Here is a 2,532-nt window from a genome sequence, read left to right on the forward strand (position 1 = left end):
CGACCGCGAGCAGGGGTTCCCACACGTCGGCGGGGCGGTCGGTGACCCCTTCGGGCATCTCGGGGAAGCTGCCTTCGACGCCTTCCCTCGCGCTGTCGGCCGAGGTGGCGAGGCGGTCGCGGAGCCCGTAGAGGTCGAGGCCGAGGGTTCCGGAGGCCAGGGCGGCGCGCGTGCCGGCCTCGCGCTCCTCGCGGGCGCGGGCGGCCCGCGCGACCCGCGCGGCCTCGGCGAACGGGACGACCACCACGCCGTCCTCGTCGGCCACCACGATGTCGGCGGGGGCCAGGGCCGCCCCGGCCACGACCACGGGCACGTTCACCGAGCCGGGTGTCGCCTTGACGGTGCCCTGGGCCGAGACCGCGCGGGCCCAGACCGGGAAGCCCATGGCGTTGAGCTCGGCGACGTCCCGCACGCCCGCGTCGGTCACCAGGCCGCCGACGCCGCGGGCGCGCAGCGAGGTGGCGAGCAGTTCGCCGAACATGCCGTCGGTGGACTCGGAGGTGGTGGCGACCACCAGCACGTCGCCGGGCCCGCACTGCTCGACGGCGGCGTGGAGCATCAGGTTGTCGCCGGGGTGGCTGAGCACCGTGACGGCGGGCCCGCACAGGCGGATGCCGGGCGCGACGGGGCGCACCACGGGCCTGAGCAGCCCCCGGCGGCCCATCGCCTCGTGGAGCGTGGCCACGCCGAACGCCCCGAGCTCGGCGACCAGTCCGGCGGGCGGGCGCCGGGTGACGCGGACCACGACATGGCCGGCGGCGGGGCCGCTCTCGGGGCTCATGCCAGCTCTCCCGCCGTGACGGGGAAGACCCGCTGGTATGCCTCGGCGTGCCGGGCGCCGGGCGCCCCGCCGTTGCGGACCAGCTGGACGGCGCGCCTGCGGGCCAGGTCGCCGTAGTACTCGACCAGATGGCTCTGCGCGCCCATGACCTTCATGGCGGCGAGCTTCACGTCGGCCACCGGGGAGATGTCCAGCAGCACCTGGGGCTGGAAGCCGCACTGCTCGGGCTGGTGCGGCTCGAAGATCGCGACCTGGGGGGCGCCGATCGGCGGGTGGGCGGACTCGTGGCCCGCCGCCTGGGCGATCATCCGGCAGCGCAGGACCAGTTCGTGGGTGAGCGCGTGGTCGAGGTTGTAGGGGTCGCGGGGCGTGTGGGTGAGGATGACGTCGGGCCGCAGGGCGCGCATGTCCTCCACGAGCCGGTTCCGGAGCGCCTCGGTGACGGTGATGGGGTAGTCGCCGCAGTCGTAGAAGTCGATCGAGGCGCCCAGGATCCCGGCCGCCTCGGTGGCCTCCTCGCGGCGCCGCCGCTTGACGGTCGCCAGGTCCATGCCGGGCTGCTTCCACAGCCCCTGGGACTCGCCGCGTTCGCCGAAGGTCAGGCACCGGATGTGCACGGCGTCGCCGCGCCGGGCGTGCAGCGCGGCGGCGCCCCCGGCCCGCCAGACGAAGTCGGCGGCGTGCGCGCTGACGATCAGCAGCGTCTTCTTGTCGTTCACCAGCGTCTCCCGGCGGTCGGGTCGGGGCCTGTCAGGGCCGTGTTCACAGGTCGGCGGTCTGGGGGGCGAACAGCTCGTCCGGCTCGATCAGCCGTGTGGTGACGCCCTGTTCGTGGGCGTAGCGGCAGAGGGTGGCGAGCATGGGCCACTGGCCCGCCAGGCCGCTGGGCCAGGGATCGGCGGCGGGCAGCGCGGCGGCGGTGGCGCGCGCCTCGGGCAGGATCGGGGCCCACGGCTGGAGCGCGGCGCGCGCCCGGTCGGCGACGAGGCGCTTGGCGCGTTCGAAGGCGGCGTAGACGTTGAGCACCAGCCAGGGGTGGCGCCGGGCGAGCTCGGAGCGGACGACGACGCAGTGGGTGGCGTGCCGGAATCCGGTGGCGGCCTGGTAACGGGCCGACTCCGCCGCCGGATCGAAGAGCCGGCGCACGGGGCGGGCCAGGCGCGCGGCGTCCGGGGAACGGTCCACGAGGTTGCGCTCGGAGAGGTAGAGCAGCGATGCGTCCAGCCGCCCCTCCGAGAGCAGCGAGCCGATGCTCTCGCTGGGCCCGACGGTCTCGACCCGGACGCCCTCGGGCGGCCGGAACCCGGTGGCCCCGGCGTGGCTGAGCCCGTCGCCGCGCTCCATGTACCAGGCGATGTCCCCCGGCAGCACGCCGTGTTCGTCGGCGAGCACGCCGCGGCTCCAGACGGCGGAGGTCTGCTGGTACTCGGGGACGCCGACGCGCTTGCCCGCGAGGTCGGCGGGCCGTTCGATACCGGCGTCCTCGGCCACGATGATGTCGGTGTGGCACAGGGTGCGGGTGGTGAAGACCGGCAGCCCCGTCCAGGCGCCCCGGCGCTTGTCGACGTGCTGGAGCAGGGAGGAGAGCGACATCTCCGAGACGTCGAACTCGCCGAACCGCAGCTGGCGCCAGAACATCTCGGAGGGGTGCAGGGCGCTGGCGTGCCAGGTCACGCCCTCGGTGGGAACGGTGCCGTCCAGCAGCGGGCGGGTCACCGGGCCCGGGTTGAGGGCGAGGGACAGCGTCAGGG

3 protein-coding genes are annotated in these 2,532 nt (G+C 75.2%); all 3 read right to left on the minus strand.

Translation table 11 applies throughout. The features are described 5' to 3' along the window. The coding region (locus ADY01_RS34870; RefSeq protein WP_078900873.1) for a 4-carboxy-4-hydroxy-2-oxoadipate aldolase/oxaloacetate decarboxylase at positions 1–781 on the minus strand (781 nt) is incomplete at its 3' end. Further along, complete coding sequence (locus tag ADY01_RS34875) at positions 778–1,500, minus strand: PIG-L deacetylase family protein (RefSeq protein WP_049580835.1); 723 nt, start codon at positions 1,498–1,500, stop codon at positions 778–780. The genes ADY01_RS34875 and ADY01_RS34870, both read right to left, overlap by 4 nt. A 43-nt stretch (positions 1,501–1,543) precedes the next feature. Further along, on the minus strand, positions 1,544–2,532 hold a 989-nt coding region (locus ADY01_RS34880), incomplete at its 5' end, for a hypothetical protein (RefSeq protein WP_049580837.1).

The organism is Streptomyces sp. SBT349, from assembly GCF_001083795.1.
Taxonomy (GTDB): domain Bacteria; phylum Actinomycetota; class Actinomycetes; order Streptomycetales; family Streptomycetaceae; genus Streptomyces.